Source organism: Actinomycetospora sp. ABD4_176 (genome assembly GCF_056311855.1).
In genome coordinates, this window is the sequence record NZ_CM149974.1 from 1,378,345 (window position 1) to 1,397,334 (window position 18,990).

16 protein-coding genes are annotated in these 18,990 nt (G+C 75.5%); 5 read left to right on the top strand and 11 right to left on the bottom strand.

Features of this window, described 5'->3' with window-relative positions; translation table 11 throughout:
- Nucleotides 1-4: 4 nt before the first annotated feature.
- From ACYX4T_RS06725 to ACYX4T_RS06745, 5 genes are all read right to left on the bottom strand, one after another.
- Nucleotides 5-1,018, bottom strand: a complete 1,014-nt coding sequence (locus ACYX4T_RS06725; RefSeq protein ID WP_476013781.1) for a sensor histidine kinase — start codon at nucleotides 1,016-1,018, stop codon at nucleotides 5-7.
- 152 nt (nucleotides 1,019-1,170) lie between these two features.
- Complete coding sequence (locus ACYX4T_RS06730; RefSeq protein ID WP_476013782.1) at nucleotides 1,171-2,193, bottom strand: ABC transporter permease; 1,023 nt, start codon at nucleotides 2,191-2,193, stop codon at nucleotides 1,171-1,173.
- A complete protein-coding gene (locus ACYX4T_RS06735) occupies nucleotides 2,190-3,191 on the bottom strand; it encodes an ABC transporter ATP-binding protein (protein WP_476013783.1) in 1,002 nt (333 codons plus the stop codon). The genes ACYX4T_RS06730 and ACYX4T_RS06735 overlap by 4 nt, the downstream gene beginning before the upstream one ends.
- A complete protein-coding gene (locus ACYX4T_RS06740; RefSeq protein WP_476013784.1) occupies nucleotides 3,188-4,255 on the bottom strand; it encodes a hypothetical protein in 1,068 nt (355 codons plus the stop codon). Before ACYX4T_RS06740 ends, ACYX4T_RS06735 begins: the two co-directional genes overlap by 4 nt.
- A 169-nt stretch (nucleotides 4,256-4,424) precedes the next feature.
- Complete coding sequence (locus ACYX4T_RS06745; protein WP_476013785.1) at nucleotides 4,425-5,501, bottom strand: TerC family protein; 1,077 nt, start codon at nucleotides 5,499-5,501, stop codon at nucleotides 4,425-4,427.
- Nucleotides 5,502-5,795: 294 nt separating this feature from the next.
- On the opposite strand from ACYX4T_RS06745, the gene ACYX4T_RS06750 reads away from it, so the two are divergent.
- The 4 genes from ACYX4T_RS06750 to glmS all read left to right on the top strand — a co-directional run bounded on the left by ACYX4T_RS06750 (nucleotide 5,796) and on the right by glmS (nucleotide 11,943).
- Nucleotides 5,796-8,708, top strand: a complete 2,913-nt coding sequence (locus ACYX4T_RS06750) for an alpha/beta fold hydrolase (RefSeq protein WP_476013786.1) — start codon at nucleotides 5,796-5,798, stop codon at nucleotides 8,706-8,708.
- Nucleotides 8,705-9,541, top strand: coding sequence for an ABC transporter permease (locus ACYX4T_RS06755; RefSeq protein WP_476013787.1), 837 nt, complete (start codon nucleotides 8,705-8,707; stop codon nucleotides 9,539-9,541). Before ACYX4T_RS06750 ends, ACYX4T_RS06755 begins: the two co-directional genes overlap by 4 nt.
- A gap of 318 nt (nucleotides 9,542-9,859) precedes the next feature.
- Nucleotides 9,860-10,117: a hypothetical protein gene (locus tag ACYX4T_RS06760; RefSeq protein ID WP_476013788.1), complete on the top strand. Its 258-nt coding sequence runs from the start codon at nucleotides 9,860-9,862 to the stop codon at nucleotides 10,115-10,117.
- 14 nt (nucleotides 10,118-10,131) lie between these two features.
- Nucleotides 10,132-11,943, top strand: coding sequence for a glutamine--fructose-6-phosphate transaminase (isomerizing) (gene glmS / locus ACYX4T_RS06765; RefSeq protein ID WP_476013789.1), 1,812 nt, complete (start codon nucleotides 10,132-10,134; stop codon nucleotides 11,941-11,943).
- A gap of 40 nt (nucleotides 11,944-11,983) precedes the next feature.
- On the opposite strand, the gene ACYX4T_RS06770 is transcribed toward glmS, so the two are convergent.
- From ACYX4T_RS06770 to ACYX4T_RS06795, 6 genes are all read right to left on the bottom strand, one after another.
- Complete coding sequence (locus tag ACYX4T_RS06770) at nucleotides 11,984-13,936, bottom strand: ATP-dependent Clp protease ATP-binding subunit (protein ID WP_476013790.1); 1,953 nt, start codon at nucleotides 13,934-13,936, stop codon at nucleotides 11,984-11,986.
- Nucleotides 13,937-13,961: 25 nt separating this feature from the next.
- Nucleotides 13,962-14,237 (bottom strand): hypothetical protein, encoded by a 276-nt coding sequence (locus ACYX4T_RS06775; RefSeq protein WP_476013791.1) that lies wholly within the window; start codon nucleotides 14,235-14,237, stop codon nucleotides 13,962-13,964.
- A 209-nt stretch (nucleotides 14,238-14,446) separates the two neighbouring features.
- On the bottom strand, nucleotides 14,447-15,229 hold the full coding sequence (locus ACYX4T_RS06780; protein ID WP_476013792.1) for an acetoin reductase: 783 nt from the start codon (nucleotides 15,227-15,229) through the stop codon (nucleotides 14,447-14,449).
- Nucleotides 15,226-16,242 carry a 2,3-butanediol dehydrogenase gene (locus ACYX4T_RS06785; RefSeq protein WP_476013793.1) on the bottom strand — a complete coding sequence of 339 codons (1,017 nt, stop codon included), beginning with the start codon at nucleotides 16,240-16,242 and terminating at the stop codon, nucleotides 15,226-15,228. Before ACYX4T_RS06785 ends, ACYX4T_RS06780 begins: the two co-directional genes overlap by 4 nt.
- Nucleotides 16,243-16,329: 87 nt before the next feature.
- Complete coding sequence (locus ACYX4T_RS06790; protein ID WP_476013794.1) at nucleotides 16,330-17,592, bottom strand: GAF domain-containing protein; 1,263 nt, start codon at nucleotides 17,590-17,592, stop codon at nucleotides 16,330-16,332.
- A gap of 101 nt (nucleotides 17,593-17,693) precedes the next feature.
- Nucleotides 17,694-18,116 (bottom strand): VOC family protein, encoded by a 423-nt coding sequence (locus ACYX4T_RS06795; RefSeq protein WP_476013795.1) that lies wholly within the window; start codon nucleotides 18,114-18,116, stop codon nucleotides 17,694-17,696.
- 184 nt (nucleotides 18,117-18,300) lie between these two features.
- Here ACYX4T_RS06795 and ACYX4T_RS06800 point away from each other — a divergent pair, with 184 nt between their 5' ends.
- Nucleotides 18,301-18,972 (top strand): UdgX family uracil-DNA binding protein, encoded by a 672-nt coding sequence (locus ACYX4T_RS06800; RefSeq protein ID WP_476013796.1) that lies wholly within the window; start codon nucleotides 18,301-18,303, stop codon nucleotides 18,970-18,972.
- The last annotated feature ends 18 nt before the right edge of the window (nucleotides 18,973-18,990 follow it).

Here is an 18,990-nt window from a genome sequence, read left to right on the forward strand (position 1 = left end):
CCGGTCACGCCCCGTCTTTCGGGCCGTCGTTCTGCGGCACCACCCACTCGAGAACGGTGCCCCGGGGAGACCGGGGGCGCCACCCGAAGGTCCCCCCGAGCGCCGCGGCACGCCGCGCCATGTTGCCCAGGCCGCCGGTGCTCGCCGGTTCCGGTGTCCCGTCCCCGTCGTCGCTGACCTCCAGCCGCACCTCGTCCGGGGTCGTGGTGATGGTGATCGCGACGTGCTCCGCGTCGGCGTGCCGCACCGCGTTGGAGAGCGCTTCGCTGAGCACGGCCAGCAACTGCCGCGCGATGCCGGGCCGGACGTCGGCGAGCGGCCCGCGGTAGGTGACCTCCGGCTCGTGGCGGAGCCCGCGGGCGGCGTGCCCCACGATCCGCGAGATCGACGACGCGAGCTCGGCGGGCTGCAGCTCGCCCGTCATCGTCACGATCGCGGCCCGGAGCTCCACGACCGCGTCGTCGATACCCTCCAGCGCGGCCAGCAGCGGACCGGCGTCGCCGTCGGCGCGGTGCAGCGCCAGCGTCAGACCCAGCCCCGTCGCGAAGAGACGCTGGAGGACCGTGTCGTGGAGGTCGGCGGCGATCCGCTGCCGCTCCTCCGCGAGCGCGAGCCGCGCGAGACGGTCGTGCTCGACCCCGTCGATCCCGACGCCGGTCGTGAGGTCGGTCGCGACGACGAAGAACCCGACGACGCGCTTCCCCTCGACGTCCGGGAGGTACGACACCTGGGCGTCGCGCGGCTCGCCCCGCTCGTCGACGATCGTCCGCACGACGACGCGCGCCCGCCCCACGAGCGCCTCCGCCACCGCGGCGCGCTCCATCTCGTAGAGGCGCGGACCGAGGAGGTCGGCCAGCGTGATCCCGCGCAGGTCGTCGGGCTCCTTGCCGAACCACCGGGCGTAGGCGTCGTTGGCGTAGCGGTTCACCTCGTCCGCGCCCCAGCGCGCGACCATGGTCGGGAACGCGTCGGCCGGGACGTCCACGCCGACCACGGGGTGCGGGTCGGTGTGTGACACGTCGACGGTCCTCGCTGTGTGCTCGGTGGTGCGTCCGCAGGCCAACGTAGCCAGGCGTTCCGCCCTTCTCCATCCGCCGACCGGCCCCCGCGCCCCCGACGAACGTCCCTGGTGCGACGGTGTCCGGCCGCGCCGGCCCAGGGTCGTCCGCGCTAGCTGGTGACGTCCTTCGTGGCGAAGTTGGCCCAGGCGGCGAGCATGAGCACCAGCACGTAGCCCGCCTGGAGCCAGAGGCCCGCGGTGATGTCGGTCAGGAAGATCGGGTCGCGGAAGAAGTCGACCCAGGCGAGCCAGTAGCGGGTGGGCAGGTACGGCGTGACGGCCGCGGCGGCGTCGAGGCTGACCAGCACCTGGCTGGTCACGAGCGCGGCCAGCGCGCCGAGCGTCGCGCCGAGCGAGGACGCGGTGACCGTCGAGAGGAACAGCGCGATGGCCGCCACCCCGAGCATCGACACCGTGACGTAGCCCATCGCCCAGAGCAGGCGGGCCGCGAGGTCGGCGGGCGAGAGCGCCTCCCCCGACAGCGACGACACCGACGCCTGCGCGCGCTCGCGGGCCGCCTGGTCGTCGGCGGCGACCGTCCCGTCGCCCGCCCCGGCGCCCGGTCGGGTGGCGCCGGCCTGCCCGCCCGACGCCGCGTCCGAGCTGCCGACCTGGCCCCCGCCGCCCGCCGGCGCGGCGGGACCGGTGCCCGCGACGGCGTCGTCGCTGCTGCCCGTGACCTCGGGCAGCGCCCGCACCACCGCCACCGGGTCGCCCGCCCCGAACAGCGAGACCCCGACGACGTAGGAGCTCCCGACGACCGCCACGACGGAACCGACGACGAACACCACGACCGTGGCCAGCTTCGCCAGCAACAACGACGTGCGGCGCACGGGGCGCACGAGCAGGTAGCGCAGCGTGCCCTGCGACGACTCCCCCGCCACCGCGTCGCCCGCGACCACCGCCACCGCGATCGGCAGGAAGAGCGGCAGCACCAGTGCCAGCGCGGCCGCCGGGTAGAGCGAGCCGGACTGCAGCACGGCGGACAGGAACGCCGCGCCCTGCCCCGGCGGCGGGGAGATGCGCGTCGTGGCGAGGAAGACCGCGACCACCGTGGGCAGCAGGCACAGCAGGCCCACGGCCACCCAGGTCCGGGGGCGGCGGACGAGCTTGACGAGCTCGACACCGATCACGGGCGCGCCCCGTTCCGCCGCGCCGCGCGCGACGTGTCCGATCCGGGTCCCGTCAACGACACCACCACGTCCTCCAGGCTCCGGCGCTGCTCGGCGAGCCCGTCGAGCGGCACGCCGTGCTCGACGAGGTGACGCGCCAGGGCGGGCGGGCCGCCGGGCGCGGCCTCGACGACGAGCGTGTGGTCGTGCCGCTCGGCCACCGCACCCCCGAGCACGCGCGCCGCCGCGTCCGGGTCGGGCGTGCGGACGACGAGGCGGCCCGTCGGGCCCCGCACCGCGTCGAGGTCGTCCTCGAGCACCAGCCGGCCCCGGTCGACGACGCCGACGGTGGTGCAGAGCGCCTCGATCTCGGCGAGCAGGTGGCTCGAGAGGAAGACCGTGGTGCCCGCGGCGTTGAGCTCGAGGAGCAGGTCGCGGACCTCGCGGATGCCGTGCGGGTCGAGGCCGTTGGTGGGCTCGTCGAGCACGAGCAGGCGCGGGCGGTTGAGCAGCGCGCCGGCGAGCCCGAGGCGCTGGCGCATGCCCAGCGAGTACGCCCGCACCGGGCGCCGGTCGATCGCGCCGAGCCCGACGCGCTCGAGGACCTCCTCGACGCGGGCGCGGCGGCGCCGGCCGTCCCGGTCGCGGCGGGGGCCGGCGGCGTCGAGCAGCGCGAGGTTGGTGCGCCCGGACAGGTGCGGATAGGCCGCGGGTCCCTCGACCATCGCCCCGATCTCGGGCAGCACCTCGGCCACCCGTGACGGCACCGGCCGCCCGAGCACCGTGATCTCGCCGCGCGTGGCGTAGACCAGGCCCAGGAGCATCCGCACCATCGTCGTCTTGCCCGAGCCGTTGGGGCCGAGGAAGCCGTAGCGGGCGCCCTGCGCGACGTGCAGGTCCACGCCGTCGACGGCGGTGTGCGCGCCGTAGCGCTTGGTCAGCCCCCGGGTCTCGATGACCAGCCGCTCGGGGTCGCGGCGGGCGCCGATCCGCTGGGTGGTCCCGTTCGGTCCGCTCACGAGCGGCCCCCCGCGAGCAGGTCGGTGGCGCCGCTGTCGATCGCGGCGGGCGGGACGAGGCCCGCGAGCACCCACGCCCGCGCGCCGTCCTCGCTGCGGACGACGGCGAGGGTGAGCAGCGGGGTCTCCAGCGCCGCCCCCTGGCCCTCGACGGACAGGGTGCGGCCGGCGCCGGCGCGGTCGATCCCGGAGAGCAGGGTGCCGGCGAGGTCGGGGGGCAGCGGCACGGCGATCAGCTGGCCCAGCGTGGTGCCGTAGCGCCCGAGCGCCGGGAAGCCGCGCTCGGGCCGGACCCGTTCCCGGCCCGCGAGACTCGCGGGCAGCGACGAGCCGTCCCCGCGGCCCAGGACGCCGAACAGGTCGGAGGTCGGGCTGCGGGTGACCCCGGCGCCCGGACCGCGCCGCGGCTCGAGGGCTGCCGGGTCGGGCGGGCCCTGGGTGAGCTCGTCGAACGCGGTGGTGATGAGGGGCTCGGCCACCCCCGTGGCGCGCACCTCGACGGCGACGGGCAGGCCGGTGGCCGGGTCGGCCCAGACGTCGAGGGCCCCCACGGTCGTCTCCGGGTCGGCGACGGTGACCCGCATCCCCGCGGCGTCCACCCCGGCGACCCGGCGCGACGGCAGCTCGGTGGCCGGGTCGGCCGACGTCGTGCCCGCGAGGAGCCGGCGGGCGAGCTCCGGCGGGAGCAGGTCCTCGGGGCGGGGCAGGCGCACCTGCGGGTCGCGGGCGACGATCGTCAGCAGCTCCGCGCCGTAGTCCCACACGGCCTGCCCGCGCGGGGTCGTGTAGCGGTCACGCTCCCCCACGGCCGACAGCACGTCGACGCGCGAGCGGTCCGGGGCGGCGTACCAGCCGCGCATCCGCGTCACGCCCGAGAGCAGGGTGGTGACGTCCGAGAGCTGCGCGATCCGCGGCAGTCCGAGCGCGGCGCGGGCCTCGGCGTACCCGCTCCAGGGCCGGTCGGCCGACGCGGCGACGAGGTCGCGCAGCTGCTCCGGGTCGGCGCGGGCGTCGCCCGGCCGGGCCGCGATCGCCGCGGGCACCCCCACGAGGAGCGCCGCCACGGTCGCCACCACCGCCCACCGCCACAGTGCCCATCCCGGCACCCGCCCCGATGCCCACCCCGACCGTGCCGCCACCGGCGTCCCGACTCCCCTCACGCGACCGTGTCCACGATCGAGGGTGCCACCGAAACGGACGGGCGGTGGCCGCACGGTGAGGACGGCGAGGCGATCAGGTGCCCGGGGCCCGGTCGGCGCCCGTCGCCGCCGTCTCCGGGTCGTCCCCGTCGTGCCCGGCAGGCGGCTCGACGGGGGGCTCCGCGGGGGACCCACCCGGGAAGAACCGGACCTTGACCAGGCTCGCGACGGTGGTGAGCAGCAGCACACCGACGATGACGCCGAGGGAGAGCTCGATGCCGATCGTCGGGACCGGCACGGGCTCGCCGCCGTTGAGGAACGGCAGCGTGTTCGTGTGCAGCGCCTCGAGCACGAGCTTGACGCCGATGAACGCGAGGATCACGCCGAGCCCGTAGGACAGGTACACGAGCTTGTCCAGCAGGCCGCCGAGCAGGAAGTAGAGCTGCCGCAGCCCCATGAGCGCGAACATGTTCGCGGTGAAGACGATGTACGGGTCGGTGGTCAGCCCGAAGATCGCCGGGATCGAGTCGAGCGCGAACAGCAGGTCGGTCATGCCGATCGCGATCATCACCATGAGCATCGGCGTGGCCATGAGCCGCAGCCGGCCCCGCGCGTCGCGGCGGCGGACCACCGAGCGGGTGCCGACGTAGTCGTCGGTCACCGGCACGACGCGGCGCACGAGGCGCAGCAGGGCGTTCTCCTCGAACTCCTCCTCGTCGTCGCCGAGCACGACCTTGACCGCGGTCAGCACGAGGAACGCGCCGAACAGGTAGAAGACCCAGCTGAACCGCTCGACGACGGCGGCGCCGGCGAGGATGAACGCGCCGCGCAGCACGAGCGCGATGAGGATGCCGAAGAGCAGCACGCGGTGCTGGTGGACCTTCGGCACCGCGAACGCGCTCATGATCAGCAGGAAGACGAACAGGTTGTCGACCGAGAGCGAGTACTCGGTGACGTAGCCCGCCACGAAGGCCGTCGCCGGGTCCCGGCCGGCCACGAGGAACAGGCCGACGGCGAAGAGCGCGGCGAGCCCGACGTAGACGCCGACCCAGCGTGCGGCCTCCCGGACGCCCACCTCGTGGGGGCGGCGACCGACGATGGCGAGGTCGAGGGCGAGCACCGCGAGCAGGCCCACGATGGTCAGGGCCCAGACCCAGAACGGCACGTACATGCGGCGGGGACTCCGATCTCCGGCGACGTCAGGGCAGACGTGGACACCGGAGGTCTCTCCCGCCGCCCTCGCGGGCGACCGGGGGCCCCGGGCACCGGCACCGATCACGTCGACCGGTCCGGCGGCCGTGCTGACGAGGCCGACGCGTGGGGATACTCCCCTCCGCGGGCCAGTGTGGCAGCCGTGTGAGGCCGGAGCCCGGGGACCCCGCCGTGGCGTTGCGCACCCGCCCGGGCGGCCCGCTCACACCGGTTGCTCACGACCGGCTCAGGCGAGGCGGGATAGCGTGCGCGGGTGATCCAACGCCCGCTCCGGGTCCTCGGGGTCGTGCTCGCCGTCGGACTGCTCGGGCTCTCGACGCTCGCCGCCGCGCCCGGTGGCAGCGCCGGCACAGCCGGTGGCGCCGGCACCGTGCGCAGCGAGGACCTCCGGATCGAGGTGCGCGACGGCCCGGCCCGCGACCAGCCGCAGAGCCTCGACGCGACGCTCTGGCTCCCGGCGACGACGGGCCCGGCGCCCGCGGTGCTGGTCGCCCACGGGTTCGGCGGCAGCAAGCAGTCGGTGGCCGCCGAGGCGCGCACCTGGGCGGAGCGGGGCTACGTGGCGCTCGCCTGGTCGGCGCGCGGGTTCGGCGCGAGCACCGGGCAGATCGCGCTGAACTCCCCGGACTACGAGGTCGCCGACGCGGTCCAGCTCGTCGACTGGCTGGCGGGCCGCCCGGAGGTGCGCCAGGACGCGCCCGGCGACCCGCGCGTCGGTGCCACCGGCGCGTCGTACGGCGGCGCCCTGTCGCTGCTGCTCGCGGGCTACGACCGCCGCGTCGACGCCACCATCCCCGTCATCACCTGGAACGACCTCGGCCAGGCGCTCTTCCCCGACCGCGCCGGTGCCCCGCCGGCCGCGACGCCCGCCGCCAGCGCCGCCGGGCCCGACGGGGTGTTCAAGCGGTCGTGGGCGGCGCTGTTCTTCGGCAGCGGCACGCGGCCCGGCCCGGGCCAGGAGCAGCAGGCGCCGCAGGTCTGCGGCCGGTTCCTGCCCGAGGTGTGCGCCGGGTACGTCGCGGCGGTCACCTCCGGGCGCGAGCCCGCCGAGCTCGCGGACTTCTTCACCCGGGCCTCGCCCGCGAGCGTCGCCGGCCGGATCACCGCGCCGACGCTGCTGGTCCAGGGCGAGCGCGACACGCTCTTCGGGCTGGAGCAGGCCGACGCCACGGCGCGCCAGATCGCCGCGGGCAGGGGCACGGTCGCCGTGAGCTGGTTCGCGGGCGGGCACGACGGCGGCGGCCCGGACCGGCGCACCACCGAGCGCATGCGGGCGTGGTTCGACCACCACCTCGCCGGCACCGCCCCGGACCCCGGCACGGCCTTCACCTACGTGGTGCCCTCCGGGGTGCAGGCGCGCAGCGCCCCGACCCAGCGCACGATCACCGCGAGCACCTACCCGGGCGTCGACGGCGGCGCGGGCGCGCCGCGCACGGCCCTGCCCCTGCGTGGTGACGCCCAGGACGTCGTCGCCCCGGCCGGCGGCGCGCCGGCGGCGATCTCGTCGGTGCCGGGGCTCGCGGGTGTGACCGGGGGTGCGTCCGGGGCCGGCGGGGACGACGACGAGGACGGCGGCTCGGGGGGCGGTGGCCCCGGGGGCGGCTCCGGGGGCGGTGGCTCGAGCGGTGGTGCCGCGGCCCTGCTCGGCCGGCTCGCGACGGACCTGCCGGGCCAGGCGGCCCGCTTCTCGACCGACCCGCTGCCGGCCCGGACCGTGGTCGCCGGGTCCCCGCAGGTCCGCGTGACGGTGGCGTCGGTTCCGGGACGGCCGTCGGGCGAGCCGGTGCTCTTCGCGAAGGTCTACGACGTGGCCGCCGGCGGTGACGCCGGTGGGGGTGCGCCCGGCGGCCGGACGCTGCTGGGCAACGCGGTCTCCCCGCTGCGGCTGCCGCCGCCGGGCCCGACGCCGACCGAGGTGACGGTCAGCCTCCCCGCCGTGGTCGCGACGCTCGCCGCCGGCCACCGGCTCGAGGTCGTCCTGTCCACCACCGACCAGGCCTACGCCGCAGCGGTGCCGCCCGCGGTGTACCGGGTCGGCCTCGCGGGGGACGCCACCCTCGCCGTGCCGACCGTGCCCGGCGACGTCCGCAGCGGGACCTCGGTGCCCCTTGCCCCGCTCGTGGCCGCGGGTGTGCTGCTGCTCGGGGTGCTCGTCGCGTGGCTGGTGGCGCGGGTGCTCGCGGCCCGGCGCCGTCGCCGTGACCTCGAGCCGGGCGGCGCGCTCGCGCTCGAGGAGGGACTCGCCGACACACCGCTCGTCGTGCGCGGGCTCTCCAAGGCCTGGCCCAGCGGGCTCCGCGCCGTCGACGACGTCTCCTTCACCGTCGAGCGCGGCCAGGTCCTCGGCCTGCTCGGCCCGAACGGCGCCGGGAAGACGACGACGCTGCGCATGCTCCTCGGGCTCATCGCCCCGACGGCCGGCGAGCTGCGGATCTTCGGGCGGCGGGTCGTCGCCGGCGCGCCCGTGCTGGGCCGGGTCGGCGCGTTCGTCGAGGGCGCGGGCTTCCTGCCGCACCTCACCGGCCGCGACAACCTCGAGCTCTACTGGGCCGCGACCGGCCGCCCCCGTGCGGAGGCGCGGCTCCCCGAGGCGCTGGAGATCGCCGGGCTCGGCACCGCCGTCGACCGGGCCGTGCGCACCTACTCGCAGGGCATGCGCCAGCGCCTCGCCATCGCCCAGGCGATGCTCGGACTGCCCGACCTGCTCGTGCTCGACGAGCCGACCAACGGCCTCGACCCGCCGCAGATCCACGCGATGCGCGAGGTGCTCGTCTCCTACGCCCGGACCGGCGGCCGGACGGTGCTCGTGTCGAGCCACCTGCTCGCCGAGGTCGAGCAGACCTGCGACCACGTGGTCGTCATGCACCGCGGGCGGGTCGTCGCCACCGGGGAGGTCGCCGAGCTCGTCGCCGGCGGGCAGGTCGCGGTCACCGTGGCCGGGCGCCGCGACGAGGCGGTCTCGGTGCTGCGCGGGCGCAACGGGGTCCGCGACGTCGAGCCCGACCCCGCCGACACCGACGTCGTGCTCGTCGACCTCGGCGGCGTCGACCGCGCCGAGGTCGTCCGCACCCTGGTCGAGGCCGGCTTCTCGGTGCGCGGCGTCGGGCCGCGGCGCCGCCTCGAGGACGCGTTCCTCGCGCTGATCGGTGAGGAGGGCTCGTCGTGAGCACCGCGACGGACGAGGCGCGGACGCTGCCGGTGCGCGTGGAGCTCGCGCGCCAGTGGCGGCGCCGGCGCACGCAGGTGACGCTCGGGCTGTTCGCGCTGCTCCCGGTGATCCTGTGGATTGCGTTCTCCGTCGGCGACGACCCCTCCCCGGGCGCCGCGGCCACCAGCCTCACCGACCTCGCGCAGGCGTCCGGGGTCAACTTCGCGGTGTTCGCGCTGTTCTCGTCGGCGAGCTTCCTGTTCGTCGTGGTCGTGGCGCTGTTCTTCGGCGACACGGTGGCGAGCGAGGCGTCGTGGTCGTCGCTGCGCTACCTGCTCGCGATCCCCGTGCCGCGGGTGCGCCTGCTGCGCCAGAAGGCGATCGTCGCCGGGCTCCTCTCGCTGGCCACGCTGGTCGTGCTGCCGGTGGTGGCCGTCGTGCTCGGCACGCTGGTCTACGGGGCCGGCGACTACCTCTCCCCCACCGGCGAGTCGTTGCCCTACGGCACGGCGCTCGTGCGCATCCTGCTCGCCGTCGCCTACCTGGCGATCCACCTGCTGTGGGTGGCGGGCGTCGCCACCCTGCTCTCGGTGGTCACCGACGCCCCGCTCGGCGCCGTGGGCGGCGCGGTGCTGGTGTCGATCCTGTCCCAGATCCTCGACACGGTCGACGCGCTGGGTTCGATCCGCAATCTCCTGCCGACCCACGAGGTCTTCGCCTTCGCCGACCTGCTGACCCTGGACGTCGACGGCTCCGACCTCGCGGGCGGCGTCCTGTCGGCCCTGGTCTGGTGCATCGCCTTCGGCGCCACCGCCGTCTGGTACTTCCGCCGCAAGGACATCACCAGCTAGCCCGGACGGCGCATCCCCGGTGCGAGCGATGCGGCATCGCTGGCGTCTGACGCCAGGATCGCCACATCCTCGTTCGGACGGCTCGCGTCCGGGCGTGTCGCGACTCCGGCACCGAATGCAGTCCACCTGCCCACCGCGCCCCTCGCCGCCGCGACGCTCCCGACACTCTCGGGAGATCGACATGGAGAGCTGTCGTACCGTGGCACTCCCGTTCATGGGAGGGGCACCCGGCGGCGCCACCGACCATCCGCGCACTTCCTGCCCGATATCGGGCAGGGAACTGGCCTTCACGTCCCTCCGTGGGCATTCTGTATCGATGTGGACCCCGAGCTCGTGCGCCACGTGGCCGCGTCGACGGGTCTGCCCGGGGAGGTCGCCGCGCGCGTGGTGGCCGACGTCGTCGCGTACTACTCCGAGACCACCGAGGAGTTCGTGCGCCGCCGGCACCGGGAGCTGCAGGCCCGCGACCGCCGCAACGCCGAGATCTGGACGGTGATCGCCGACGAGCTGGCGCGCCGCCCGGTGGCGCCCGGCCCGGTCAGCGAGCGGCGCCTGCGACGCATCGTCTACGGCTAGAGGGGGAAGCGATCATGTGCGGCATCGTGGGGTACGTCGGACCGCGTCCGGCGACGAAGATCCTAGTCGACGGGCTCGCCCGCCTCGAGTACCGCGGGTACGACTCGGCGGGCCTGGCCGTCGCGCACCGCAAGGCGCTGCGAACGACGCGGTCGGCGGGCCGGGTCGACGACCTGCGCGCCGCGGTCGGCGAGGACGAGTCGCCCGGGCGCACCGGGATCGCCCACACCCGCTGGGCCACCCACGGCGAGCCCAGCGAGCGCAACGCCCACCCGCACACCGACGCGGCCGGACGCATCGCCGTCGTGCACAACGGCATCCTCGAGAACGCCGACGAGCTGCGGGCCAAGCTCGTCGCCGACGGCGTGACGCTGGCGTCGGACACCGACACCGAGGTCCTCCCCCACCTCGTCGCCCGCGCCCTCGACGGCGGCGCGAGCACGCTGGAGGACGCGGTCCGCGAGGCGCTGCGCGTCGTCGAGGGCACCTACGGGCTCGTCGTGCTCGACGCCCGCCACCCCGACGAGCTCGTCGTCGCCCGCAACGGCAGCCCGATCGTCCTGGGCCTCGGCGACGGCGAGATGTTCGTGGCCTCCGACGTCGCCGCGCTCGTGCGCCACACCCGCCAGGTCGTCTTCCTCGCCGACGGGGAGCTGGCGACGCTCACCGCCGGCGGCTACGAGGGCTCGCGCCTCGGGCCGCCCACCACCGTGGACATCGACGACGCCGACTACGAGCTCGACGGCCACGCCGACTTCCTCTCCAAGGAGATCCACGAGCAGCCGGCGGCCCTGCGCCGCGTGCTGGCCGGGCGGCTCGACACCCGCTTCGCCACGGCCCGCCTCGACGGCCTGCGCCTCGACCCGCGCGAGCTGCGCGGGATCCGCCGGGTGACCTTCCTCGGCTGCGGGTCCGCGCTCTACGCCGGGCAGATCGGCGCGGGGCTGGTCGAGGAGCTCGCGCGCATCCCCGCCGACGCGGAGCAGGCCAGCGAGTTCCGCTACCGCAACCCGCTCGTCGACCCCGAGACCCTCTACGTCGCGGTCAGCCAGTCCGGCGAGACCATCGACACCCTCGCCGCCGTCGAGGAGCTCCAGCGCAAGGGCGGGCGGGTCGTCGGCGTCGTCAACGTCATCGGCTCGGCCATCGCCCGCCAGTGCGGTGCCGGCATGTTCCTGCACGCCGGGCCCGAGGTGTCGGTCGCGTCGACCAAGGCGTTCAGCTCGATGGCGACGTCGTTCACGCTGCTCGCGCTGCTGCTCGGGCGGGTGCGCGACCTCTCCGCCGCGCACGGGTCGCGGCTCGTCGAGGGCCTGCGGCGCCTCCCCGACGCCGTGGAGACCGCGCTGCAGTCGAGCGACGCGGTCGCCGAGGTGGCGCGGCGCTACGCCGACGCGCGATCGATGTTCTACCTGGGCCGCGTGCGCGGGGCGGCGGTCGCCCGCGAGGGCGCGCAGAAGCTCAAGGAGATCTCCTACGTGCACGCCGAGGCGTACGCGGCCGCCGAGCTCAAGCACGGCCCGCTCGCGCTGGTCGACGCGCAGATGCCGTGCGTGGTGGTCGTCCCCGACGACGAGCTGCTCGCGAAGAACATCAGCACCATCGAGCAGATCCGCGCCCGCGGCGGCCCGGTGATCGCGGTGACCAACGCCGAGCTCCCCGAGGGGCTCGCCGACGCCGTCCTGCGCGTCCCGCGCCTCGAGCCCGAGCTCGACCCGATCATCCTCGGTGTCCCGCTCCAGCTGCTCGCCTACCACTGCGCCGCGGTGCTGGGCCGCGACATCGACAAGCCCCGCAACCTCGCCAAGAGCGTCACCGTGGAGTAGCCCTGTGAGCACTTTCCGCCTCGATAGGGGCGGAAAGTGCTCACGTGGGCCGGAGGCCCACCTCGATGGTCAGCGGGCCGTTCGGGTCGGGGGCGTCGACGGTCGCGTGCCCGCCCGGACGCAGCGCGCCGGCCACGATCCGGCGCGACAGCGCCCGGTCGACCTCGCGCGTCACCACCCGGCGCATCGGGCGCGCGCCCAGCGCCGGGTCGTGGCCGCGCACGACGATGGCGTCGACCGCCGCCGGCGTGACCGTCAGCCCGACCTCCTGCGCGGCGAGGCGCTCGCGGGTGCCCTCGAGCAGCAGCTCCACCACCGCGCGCCGGGCCTCCTGGTCGAGCGGTGTGAACAGCACGACCTCGTCGACGCGGCCGAGGAACTCCGGGCGCAGCGCGCGGGCCAGCGCGGTCAGGACGGTCCCGCGCGCGTCGTCGGGGTCCTTGCCCTCGGTCAGCGACGCCGCGCCGAGGTTGCTCGTCATGATCACGACGGCGTCGGCGAACGACACCGTGCGCCCGCGCCCGTCGGTCAGCCGCCCGGCGTCGAGCACCCCGAGCAGGAGCGCGAGCACGTCGGGGTGCGCCTTCTCGATCTCGTCGAGCAGCACCACGCACGACGGCGTCCGGCGGATCGCCTCGGTGAGCTCGCCGGGCCGGTCGTGCCCGACGTAGCCGGGCGGCGCGCCGGTGAGGCGGCTGACGGTGTGCGCCTCGCGGAACTCGCCGAGGTCCAGGCGCACGAGCCGCTCGTCGGACCCGTGCAGCGCCTCGGCCAGCGCGCGCGCCAGCTCGGTCTTGCCCACCCCGGTCGGCCCGGCGAACAGGAACGACGCGACCGGCCGGCCCGGCTGGCCCATCCCGGCCCGCCCCGCGAGCACCGCGTCGGTGACCGCCTCCAGCGCGTGGTCCTGGCCGACGACGCGGCGCCGCAGCCGGTCGGCCAGCTCGAGCAGCCGGGTGCGCTCGGAGTCGGTGAGGTGCGCGACGGGCAGGCCGGTGCGGTCGGCCACGACCTGCGCGACGTCGGCGACCGCCACCGTCCGCGACGCCGCCGGGTCCTCGCCGCGGCGCAGCCGGACCCGCGCGGCGGCGGTGTCGAGGGCGTCGATCGCCTTGTCGGGCAGGAAGCGGTCACGGACGTGGCGGGCGGTCAGCTCGACGGCGGCGCGGCGGACGTCCTCGGGCAGCCGCACGCCGTGGTGCTGCTCGTAGCGCTCGCGCAGCCCGTCGAGGATCGCGATGGTCTGCTCCACGGTCGGCTCGTCGACGGTGATCGGAGCGAAGCGCCGCTCGAGCGCCGGGTCCGACTCGACGTGGCGGCGGTACTCCTCCATCGTCGTGGCCCCGACGACCTGCAGCTCCCCGCGCGCCAGCGCCGGCTTGAGGATGTCGGCGGCGTCCATCGTCCCCTCGACGCCGGCGCCGGCCCCGACGACGGTGTGCAGCTCGTCGAGGAACAGCACGACCCCCCGGTCGGTCGCGGTGACCTCCTCCACCAGGCGCCGCAGACGCTCCTCGAACTCCCCGCGGTACTTCGTCCCCGCGACCAGCCCGGCGAGGTCGAGCGCCACCACCCGCTGCCCCGACGCGCCCGGCACCGAGCCCTCGGCGATCCGCGCCGCAATCCCCTCGACGATCGCGGTCTTCCCGACGCCGGGGTCGCCCACCAGCACCGGGTTGTTCTTGGTGCGCCGCCCCAGGATCTCGAGAACCGCGGCGACCTCGCGCTCCCGGCCCACGACCGGGTCGAGCTTGCCCGCCCGCGCCATCGCGGTGAGGTCGCGCCCGAAGCGGTCGAGCACGGGCGTGCGCGTGTCGGTCCGGCCGCCGAAGCCGGCCGAGCCACCCGCGCCACCGAAGCCCCCGCCGCCGGCGTTGCCGAGGTCGCCGAACCCCTCGACGAGCCGGCCGATCAGCTGCTCGAGGGGGTTCGACCAGTCGTCGGGGCCGTCGCGGTCGTCGGGGCCGCGGTCACGTCGGGCGTCGTCGCTCACCCGACCATCATGCGCCGACCGACCCTCAGCAGGACGGCTCGACGGAGAGCACACCGGGCAGCGTGCGGACGCGGTCGGCGAACTCCGTGCACTCGGCGCTGGTCAGGGCCACGGTGCACTGGATGCAGCTGCAGCTGACGCCCTCGTGGACGTCGACCGAGAAGTCCGGGACCCGGTAGCCGAACGAGCACAGCGCCGACGCGAGGTCCATGACGCCGGGCATGCCGCCCGTGGTGAGGATCGTGAACGGGCGGGGCAGGCGGGACAGACGGCGGGTGGGGGCCGGCTCGAGCGTGGTCACGACAGGGCTCCTGGGGATCCGTGAGGGAGATGGATCCGAGCCAGGTCTCGGCGGTCCGCTGCGAGCCCCTGACGGGGCGAGCGGTGGTGCGCGCCGGGGCCCTGGCTCACCCGGCGCGCCGAAGTACTACCTCTCGACGTCGCGCTGCCTGCATGTCGATGATGTTACCCACACCACTCCGGTGGTCAACTCGACACCCCCGGCGGCGGCTACACCATGACGATCCCACCGTCGATCATCACCGCCTGGCCGGTCATGTAGTCGGCGTCCCTGCTGGCCAGGTACGAGACGAACGACGCCACGTCCTCCGGCGTCTGCACCCGCCCCAGGGCGATGAGCTGCGAGTACTGCGCCAGCGCCTCGCCCCTGCCGGTGCCGAGGTAGCCACCGAGGCCCTGGTCGATCTCGTCCCACATCGTGGTGCCGACGATCCCGGGGCAGTAGGCGTTGACGGTGATCTGGTGACCCGCGAGCTCCTTGGCCGCCGCCTGGGTCAGGGCCCGCACCGCGAACTTCGAGGCCGAGTAGTGCCCGAGGTGGTCGAAGCCCTGGTGCCCGGCGATCGACGCCGCGTTGATGACCTTCCCCCCGCGGCCCTGCTCGATCATCGCCTCGGACGCCGCCTGCAGACACCACAGCACGCCGCCGACGTTGACGCCGAGCATCCGCTGGAGGTCCTCGGGCGTCACCTCGCGCAGCGTCTTGACCTGCGCGATCCCGGCGTTGGCGACCATGACGTCGATCGACCCGAACCGCTCGCGCGTCGCGGCGACCAGGGCGAAGCAGGCGTCGCGGTCGGCGACGTCGGTGGCGGTCGAGGCCGCCTGCCCGCCGGCGTCGGTGATCTCCCGCGCCACCTCCTGCGCCGTCGACAGGTCGATGTCGGACACCATCACCGCCAGCCCGTCCGACGCCAGCCGCCGCGCGATGGCGGCCCCGATCCCCCGTCCGGCGCCGGTCACCACCGCGACGCGCGTCTGCGCCGCCGTCACGGGTGCACCAGGATCTTCACGTTGGTCTCCTTGTGGTCGATGAGCTCCCGGAAGCCCCGGTCGACGATGTCGTCGAGGGCGATCCGGCCGGTGATGAACTGCTCGACGTCGACGACGCCGTCGCGGATGAGGTCGATGACCTCGCGGTGGCGGCCCGCGTAGGCCAGCGAGCCGATGAGCCGGATCTCGGAGAACACCAGCGAGTTGACGTCGAAGGTGGCCGGGTGGCCCCAGATCGAGACGTTGACGCAGGTCCCGCCGGGCCGGGTCGACGCGACGGCCTGCGCGAGGACGGGGTCGAGGCCCGCGCACTCGAACGTCACGTCCGCCCCGGCGCCGTCGGTGAGCTCGCGGATCGCCTCGGGCACGTCGACCTCGGTGGGGTCGAGGACGTGGTCGGCGCCGGCCCCGGGCGCCTTGGCCTTGCGGGCGTCGGCGGGCTCGACGACCACCACCTGCCCGGCCCCGCACGCCTTGAGCGCCGCGGCCGTCACCAGCCCGATGGGCCCGGACCCGAACACCGCCGCCGACTGCCCCGGCTGCAGCCCCGAGAGCTTCGTCGCGTGGTAGCCGACGGCGAGCGGCTCGACGAGCGCGCCCTGCTCGGGGGTGAGCCCGCCGATCGGGTGCACCCAGCGCTGGTCGACCACCATCTTCTCGGCGAACCCGCCCTGGTCGCCGTCGAGGCCGATGAAGCCCAGCTGCCGGCAGATGTTGTAGCGCCCGGACCGGCACGCCACGCACGTCCCGCACACGTCGTAGGGCTCGACGACGACCCGGTCGCCCTCCGACATGCCCGTCACGCCCTCACCGACCTCGGCGACGACGCCCGCGAACTCGTGCCCGAGCGTCACCGGGACGGCCCCGCCGGTCAGCGGGTGCGGCGCCTGCGGGGTCGGGGTGAAGATCGGGCCGTCGAGGAACTCGTGGAGGTCGGTGCCGCAGATGCCGCACCACTCGACGGCGACCTGCACCTGCCCCGGACCGGGGTGCGGTTCCGGCACGTCCTCCACCCGGACGTCCTCACGACCGTGGAAGCGAGCAGCCTTCATGGGTCCTCCCGGGGTTGCCTCGAGGACATCCCACGGGGGTGACCGGGGTCACGGCCAGGGTTGCAGCGGTGTTGCACCCCGCCCGGGCCCGAACAGCCGCGCCACGTCCGCCGCCGAGGGCGGGACGACCTCCACCCCGGGGGCGATCCGGTACGGCCGCGCGGCGAGCAGACCCCCGAGGACGCGGCGCAGGCGCGAGAGCTCGGCGCGCACGGTCACGAGGTGGTCGGCGTCGTCGTAGAGCGCCCGGCTGATCGCGGCCGCGTCGAGCCCCGCGCTCCCGGCCGCCATCAGCAGGGCGACGATCTGCAGGTGGCGCCGCCCGAGGGTGTGGCGCCAGACCTCGTGGCCCTCGACGAGCACCGCCGGCGGGTCGGCGTCGAGGTCGAGGCGCAGCCGTGTCCGGCTCGGCCCCGCGGCGTCCGGCCGCAGCAGCCAGCCGCCCGGGACGCGGTCGGGCAGGCACGCGCCGAGCCCGTGGACCAGCATCGCCTCGCCGGCCCGGGGGACGCCGACACGGTCGCGGGGCGCCAGGCCGGTGGCGGCGGCGACCCACCCGTGGTCGTCGACGACGAGCGCCGGCCCGGTCTGGCGTGCGAGCACCGGGGCCGCGACGGCGCGCAGGCTCTCCAGGCGCGTCTCGTGCGCGGCCCACAGGCCGGTCTCGGCGAGCCGGACCGCCGTGTGCACGAGCGCCACGGTGGTCGGGTGCACCGTCGGCGCGGGCCCGGAGAGGTCGACGACGCCGAGCATCTCGCCGGTGCGCGGGTCGTGGATCGGGCTCGCGGTGCAGGTCCAGGGGTGCTGGGCGCGGACGAAGTGCTCGGCGGAGAACAGCTGCACCGAGGCGTGCTCGGCGAGCGCGGTGCCGATGGCGTTGGTGCCGACGGACGCCTCGGTCCAGTCGGCGCCGGGCAGGAAGCCGAGATCGTCGGCGAGCCGCCCGACGCGCACCGCGCCCTCGCGCCACAGCACGAACCCGTCGGCGGCGGTGATCACCATGACGTGCTCGGCGTCCTCGGCCACCGCGGTGAGGCTCGCCCGCAGCTGCGGCAGCACCCCGCTGATCGGCGACTCGGCGCGGCGGCGCTCGACGACCTCCGGCGGCGCGGGGTCGTCCAGCGACCGCCCGTCGGGAGCGACGCCGTACGACAGGACCCGGTCCCAGGAGCGGCTGACGACCCGGCGCAGCGGCGTCGACGGCCGGCTCCCCGAGAGCCGCGCGTCGTGGGCCTGGTGGAGCAGCCGGGCGTGCTGGCGCAGGTCGGTGCTGCGGGTGACGGCGCAGACGCCGTCGTCGGGGTGCGGCACGGCGACCCTCCCGACGTCGACGACGACCCTGGCCGCAGCCTAGGCAGCGGTGGTGACCGGCGCCATAGACCAGGCTGGAGGGTGCGCGGCGGCGGGCCCGCCTACTGGAGGCAGAACTCGTTGCCCTCCGGGTCGGCCATGACCAGGCACCAGCCCGCCGGCTCGTCGACCTCGCGCAGGAACCGCGCCCCGGCGGCCTCGAGCTTCTCGCGGTGGGTCCGGGCCGCGGCCTTCCGGTCGTCCGCGCCCTCCCCCACGTCGACGTCGAGGTGCACGCGGTTCTTCACCGTCTTGTCCTCGGGCACCTTCTGGAAGAGCAGACGCGGGCCGGCGCCGGCGGGGTCGATCACCGCGTCCAGCCGGTCCCACTGGTCCTCCGGCATGCCGATCCTCGCGGCGAACTCCTCCCACGTGTCGAAGCCGGGCGGCGGGGGCTGGCGGACGTAGTCGAGCGCGAGCGCCCAGAACTCGGCCTGCCGGCGCGGGTCGTGGGCGTCGAACGTGATCTGCACTCCCAGGGCCATGGCGGGCAGTCTGGCCGGAGTGGCGGACAGTTCGCGTCCGGCACGTCGACGCCGCGCTCGGTGATCGTGGGGGCTCTCCGCACGGTGAGCGCCGGCCTGGACGCCGGGCTGACACACCAGTGCCGCGGCCGGGCCGCGGTCGTGGGTCGTGTTCCTGGTGGCGGGCAGTGGGCACCCCCGCTCGGTGACCGAGCCGCTCGACCTGTTCGGCGACACCACCGCCGACGCCACCACGGACGCCACCACGGACGCCACCACGAACCTGCCGCCGGACCTCGACACGCTGCGCGCGCAGGCGGCGGACTGCACCCGCTGCGAGCTCCACCACGACACCACCGGCACCGTGTTCGGCTCCGGCCCGACGGCGGCGCGCCTGGTGATGGTCGGCGAGCAGCCCGGCGACCAGGAGGACCGGCAGGGCGCGCCGTTCGTCGGGCCGGCCGGGCGACTGCTCGACGAGGCCCTCGACGAGGCGGGGATCGCCCGCGACGACGCCTACGTCACCAACGCCGTCAAGCACTTCAACTTCCGCTACCAGGGCAAGCGGCGCATCCACGAGACGCCGAAGGCCGGCCACATCCGCGCCTGCCGGCCGTGGCTGGACGCGGAGCTCGCGCTGGTGAAGCCGCAGGTGCTGCTCACCCTGGGCGCCACCGCCGGCAAGGCCCTGCTCGGGCCGAAGTTCCGGATCACGGCCGAGCGCGGCGAGCCCCGCCCGTGGAACGACATGACCCTCGTCCCGACCATCCACCCGTCGGCGATCCTGCGCGCGGACCCCGACCGCGGGCAGGACCGCGACGAGATGCTGGCCGGCTTCGTCGCGGACCTGAAGGTGGCCGGCGGCCTGCTGGGCTGAGATCGACGCGAGCGGGGC

What these genes read in the sequence shown, in the direction of transcription:
- ACYX4T_RS06745 (WP_476013785.1), bottom strand. Translation starts at nt 5,501, where the DNA reads ATGTACGTGCCGTTCTGGGTCTGGGCCCTGACCATCGTGGGCCTGCTC.
- glmS (WP_476013789.1), top strand. Translation starts at nt 10,132, where the DNA reads ATGTGCGGCATCGTGGGGTACGTCGGACCGCGTCCGGCGACGAAGATC.
- ACYX4T_RS06795 (WP_476013795.1), bottom strand. Translation starts at nt 18,116, where the DNA reads ATGGCCCTGGGAGTGCAGATCACGTTCGACGCCCACGACCCGCGCCGG.